We start from the raw sequence: 5,387 nt of genomic DNA, 5'->3' as shown, positions 1-5,387 counted from the left end.
GTCGTTTTTGACTCCGCTGGTCACCTTCATTGCGCCGGCGGTCTGGGGCAGTACCTATATCGTGACCTCCGAGCTTCTGCCCGAGGGCAGGCCGCTGCTGGCCTCGCTGCTGCGGGCGCTGCCTGCGGGGCTGCTGTTGATCCTGTTTACCCGCTCTATGGTGCACGGCCATTGGTGGTGGAAGACGCTGATTCTGGGGATCCTCAACATCGGCGGTTTCTTTTACTTCCTGTTCGTCGCCGCGTACCTTCTGCCCGGCGGTGTGGCTGCCCTGCTGGGATCGGTCCAGCCGATCGTTGTTCTGGTGCTGGGTTACCTCGTCCTGAAGCAGCGTCCGCAGCCGGTGCACCTCATGGCCTGTGCCGCGGTGATCGGCGGGATGGCGCTGCTGGTGCTCAACTCGGAAGCGGCCCTGAACACGGCCGGGGTGCTCGCGGGCGTGGCCGGAGCGGTCTCCATGGGTGCCGGCATAGTTCTGACCAAGATGTGGGGCCGGCCCGAGGGTATGGGAAATCTGGGCTTTACCGGCTGGCAGCTGGCCTTCGGCGGGCTGGTCCTCACCCCCGTCATGTTCGTGACCGAGGGCCTGCCCGCATCCCTGACCGGGGCCAATATCGCCGGCTACGTTTACCTTGGCCTGATCGGTGCACTGGTGGCCTACGCCCTCTGGTTCCGCGGCATCGAGCGGCTGCCCGCGATCGCGGTGTCCTTCCTCTCGTTTGGCAGCCCCCTGGTGGCCACCTTCCTGGGGCTCATCTTCCGCGGTGAGACCCTGACCCTCGCCCAGATCGTCGGAGCCCTCGCCATCGTCGGTGCAATTGTCGCGGTGCAGCTCTACAGCCGCCGCCAGCAGCCGAAGCCCCGGAAACGCGTTCTCGTCAGCGCCTAAGTCCCCCATTATCTGTTTCAGGAGCAATAGTGTCCGTTCAGTCAGCCAATTCCCCCTCCGCTGAGAACAACCACATCAACACCCTGCCCGGGATGCTTCTGGAAGAAGCGCGCCGGCAGTCCGAGGCCTGTGCGATCGTGGCCGGAGAAGACGAGGTGTCCTTCGGCCAGCTCATTGCCGAAGCCCGTTCCCTGGGCTCGCTCATCGGCTCCGCCGGTCTTGCACCCGACGAGACGGTCGGAATCTTCGCCGAACCCGGCGCGGAGCTGCCGCTGCTGGTCTGGGGAGCCCTCTTCTCCGGCGCCGCCTACCTGCCCCTGGCCACCGACTACCCGGACGACCGCCTGCGGTACATGCTGGAGAACAGCGGTACCCGGCTGGTTTTGACCCAGCAGCATCTGATCGGGCGCATCCGCGAAATTGCTCCGGACGGCACCCAGGTGCTCACCCTGAATGACAGCCGGACTGCACAGGAAGCCGCGGCGCCTGTTTCGGCCACGGGCCGGAATCTGGCGTACTGCATCTATACCTCGGGAAGCACCGGACGGCCCAAGGGGGTCATGATCGAGCACCGGAGCATCGTGGCCCAGCTGGAGTGGCTGCGCGACCAGGGTCATCTGCAGCCGGGAGTACGGATTCTGCAGAAGACGCCCATGAGTTTCGATGCGGCCCAGTGGGAGATCCTGGCCCCGGCCGCCGGCGCCACCGCCGTGATGGGCGCCCCGGAGCTCTACCGGAACCCCTACGGGCTGGTGGAAATGATCGGTCGCCACTCGGTCACCCACCTGCAGTGTGTTCCGACGCTGCTGCAGGCCCTGCTGGAAACCGAAGGCTTCGACGCCTGCACCTCGCTTCAGAGCGTCTACTGCGGCGGTGAGGCCCTGTCGAAGCCGCTGGCCAAGCAGTTCCTCGAGACCCTTTCCTGGTGTTCGCTGACCAACCTGTACGGGCCGACCGAGACCACCATCAATGCGCTGGCACACACGGTGACCGGCGCGGACCTGGACGGGGCGGACGTGTCCGTGCCGATTGGGCAGCCCGTTCCCGGGATCCGCTGCGTTCTGCTCGACGAGGACCTGAAACCCGTGGCGGACGGTGAGCCGGGCGACCTGTACATGGGCGGAATCCAGCTGTCCCGCGGCTACCTCAACAATCCGGACCAGACGGCCGAACGGTTCATCCAAGACCCCGCCGGCACCGGAACCCTTTATAAGAGCGGCGACGTTGTGCGTCGGAACGCCAACGGGCTGTATTACTTCCAGGGCCGCTCGGACAACCAGGTGAAACTGCGCGGCTACCGGGTGGAACTGGAGGAGATCGCCTCGGCCATCGAGCACCACCAGTGGGTGCGCCGGGCCGCGGCCGTGGTCACCACCAACGCCCGCACCGGCAATCCGGAGCTGGTGGCGTGCGTGGAGATGAACCCGAATGAGGCCGCGCTGATGGACCAGGGCAACCACGGCGCCCACCACCAGTCCAAGCAGAACAAGCTTCAGGTCAAGGCGCAGCTGTCCAACCCCGGCATCCGCACCGATCTCACCGACGGTATCGAACTGCCCGGCCGGGACGGAGAGGAACTGCGGGCCGCGGCTTTCGCCCGCAAGACCTACCGGTTCTACGACGGCGGACCGCTGGCCGAGGGCGAGCTGCAGGCCTTCCTGGCCCAGGCCGGGCAGATCACCGCCCTCGCCGACCGGTCCGCCGAGGGTCCCGTGGCGGATCTGGGCTACGCGCTGCGCTGGATCGGACAGTTCACCAGCCCCGAGCGGCTGCTGCCCAAGTATTCCTATGCCTCGCCCGGAGCCCTCTACGCCGTGCAGACCTATCTCGAGCTGCAGGGACAGGACGGCATCGCCGACGGCATCTACTACTACCATCCGGAACTGCACAGGCTGCAGCTGGCCACCCCAGCCTCGGGCCGCCCGGGCTCTCCCGGGATCCGGATCCACCTGATCGGCAAGACCGGCGCGATCGAGCCGGTCTATAAGAACAACATCCTCGAGGTCATGGAGTTCGAGGCAGGCCACCTGCTGGGCGCGCTGCAGGACGGGCTGGCCCCCTTCGGCCGCACGGTCGCCCCGCACGGCTTCGACGAAAGCGCCAAAGCGCAGTGCGGTGCCCTCGAGGAGGATCACTACCTGGGCACCTTTGAGGTGGTTGAGGGAACCGCCAACCATCTCGACGACGTGGAGCTGTTCGTCAATATTCCGGGCAAAAAGGTTCCCGGCATGGCGCCGGGAACCTACGCCTGGGACGGGCAGGACCTGGAGCCCGTGGCATCGGAGACGATCCAGCGCAAGCACGTCATCGCCATCAACCAGCGCGTCTTCGACCGCTCCAGCTTTGGCATCAGTGCCGTGGCCGGCCAGGTTCCCGAGTGGCTCCGGTATGCCACGCTGGGCTGCTACCTGCACCGGCTCCAGCGCAATGGCACACTCTCCGGCCTGGGATTCATGTCCTCGGGTTACAGCTCGAAGACGGGCAATACCCTGCCAGCGGCATGGCGGATCATGGACATCCTCAAACACCACGGGATCTCCGTGGAAGCGTCCTACTTCTTCATCGGCGGCAAGGTATCCGCCGAGCAGATCGCCAGCGAGGGCATGAACGAGGACCTCGTGCACATGCAGGGACCGGCGGAGATGGTCCGCGAAGAGCTGGAGCAGACGCTGCCCGACTACATGGTCCCGCACCGCACCGTCGTCTTCAACGAGCTGCCGCTGACCCCCAACGGCAAAGTGGACCTGAAGGCCCTGGCGGCCGCCCCGCAGATCGCCTCGCCCCAGTCGACGACGGACTTCGTGGCCCCGTCCACACCGACCGAGAAGCGCCTCGCCGTCGAATGGGCCCAGCTGCTCAAGTACGAGGACGTGTCGGTGCAGGATGATTTCTTCGCCGTCGGCGGAAACTCCCTGATGTCGATTACGCTGATCTCCCGCATCGGGCGGATCTTCGGTGTCCAGCTTCCCCTGCGGGCCCTGATCGACACCCCCACCCTCGCCGGCCTGGCCCAAACGGTCGACCAGGCGCAGGGGCAGGAGTCGGCTGCAGCCGCGTCCCGGTTCATTCCGCTGAACCAGCAGAGCGAGCAGCGGCCCGTCTACTGCTGGCCGGGACTGGGCGGTTATCCGATGAACCTGATGAAGCTGGCCGGAAAGGCCGTGCCCCAGCGCCCGTTCTTCGGGATCCAGGCACGGGGCATCAACGCCGGGGAAACCCCGTTTGCCACGATCCAGGAAATGGCCTCAGCAGACATCGCCGAGATGCTCAAGCTGCAGCCCGAGGGCCCGTACACCCTCTGGGGCTACTCCTTCGGCGCCCGGGTTGCCTTCGAAGCGGCCTGGCAGCTGGAGCAGGCAGGCAAGACCGTCGACAGGATCATGCTCATCTGCCCCGGCAATCCCAGCCTGCGGGAGGGATCCGGTGAACGGAGCGCCAGGTCGGCCGATTTCACCGACCCCGGGTTCGTCACAGTCCTCGCCTCGGTCTTCCTGGGCACCAGTGTCGGCCCGCAGATCGATGAATGCGTTGACACCACCCGGGACCGGGTTTCGTTCGTCGAATTCATCCAGCACGCCCGCCGGGAACTGGCCCTCGATACGATCAACCGGATCACCGATATCGTGGTGCGCACCTTCGAGTTCGAATACACCTTCTCCGAACTGCTGGACCGGCGGATCACAGCCCCGATCACCATCTTCAAGGCCGCCGGAGACGACTACTCGTTCATTGAATCGGCGGGCACTTTCGCCGAGCGTGAGCCGCGCATCGTGGACCTCTCCGAGGATCACTACGCCGTCCTGCGGGAGCAGGGCGTCGATGAACTCGCCAGTGCCCTCTACCACGCAACCTACGACCGCTCCTTGGACCAGGCATCGGATACCGGTGCTTCCGGGAGCCCCATGAAAGCTGGTGAAAACCTTGCCTCATCTCAACATTAAATATTTCCCCTGCCCCCTCTCGGGCGAGGAGCGAACGGCTCTTGCCAATGAGCTCACTGAAACCATAGCGACCCGCCTGCGCGTTTCCCCTGATGTGGTTTCCATCTCGCTGGAGGAAATCGAGCCCGAGCAATGGCATGCCACGGTGGTCGGGCCCGAACTGGAGGATCACCCGGAGCACGTGATCAAGCACCCCAACTACCCCAAGCAATAACCCTCTTCCTCTCCTCAACCCCCAGACCCTTGGTTCCGCCGCCCGCCGGCGGCCTGGGTATGAAAAGGAGTTATTTTATGACGGCAGTTACTACCCGTCCGGAACTGCGCCGCACCACCGAAGCGGCCCGTGTACAGGCGCCTCTGGCCGCCCCGGCCCGTAAAGCGCTGGCTGTCCTGCGCATCCTGCTCGGATCGGTGTTCCTGTGGGCGTTCGTGGACAAGACCCTTGGACTTGGTTTTGCCACCGCGCCGGAGCAGGCCTGGATTGTCGGCGGTTCACCGACCGCGGGCTACCTGGGCAGCCTGGAGGGCGCGCTGGCGCCGGTCTTCGGGGCCATGGC

3 protein-coding genes and 1 pseudogene are annotated in these 5,387 nt (G+C 65.6%); all 4 read left to right on the top strand.

Translation table 11 applies throughout. The features are described 5' to 3' along the window. The coding region (locus tag AC5RW2_RS40160; RefSeq protein WP_494075241.1) for an EamA family transporter at positions 1-889 on the top strand (889 nt) is incomplete at its 5' end. Between the two features lie 29 nt (positions 890-918). Then, the gene (locus AC5RW2_RS40155) at positions 919-4,830 is read left to right on the top strand and encodes a non-ribosomal peptide synthetase family protein (protein WP_494075240.1); all 3,912 of its coding nucleotides are present in this window, start codon (positions 919-921) and stop codon (positions 4,828-4,830) included. Further along, positions 4,802-5,044, top strand: a complete 243-nt coding sequence (locus AC5RW2_RS40150) for a tautomerase family protein (RefSeq protein WP_494036931.1) — start codon at positions 4,802-4,804, stop codon at positions 5,042-5,044. The genes AC5RW2_RS40155 and AC5RW2_RS40150 overlap by 29 nt, the downstream gene beginning before the upstream one ends. A 77-nt stretch (positions 5,045-5,121) precedes the next feature. Continuing rightward, positions 5,122-5,387: pseudogene (locus AC5RW2_RS40145) on the top strand (hypothetical protein); the annotation flags it as partial.

This window comes from Arthrobacter sp. B0316-1-20 (assembly GCF_059091865.1).
The sequence above is the reverse complement of the archived record's forward strand: the minus strand, read 5'-3'. Positions and strand labels throughout refer to the sequence as shown.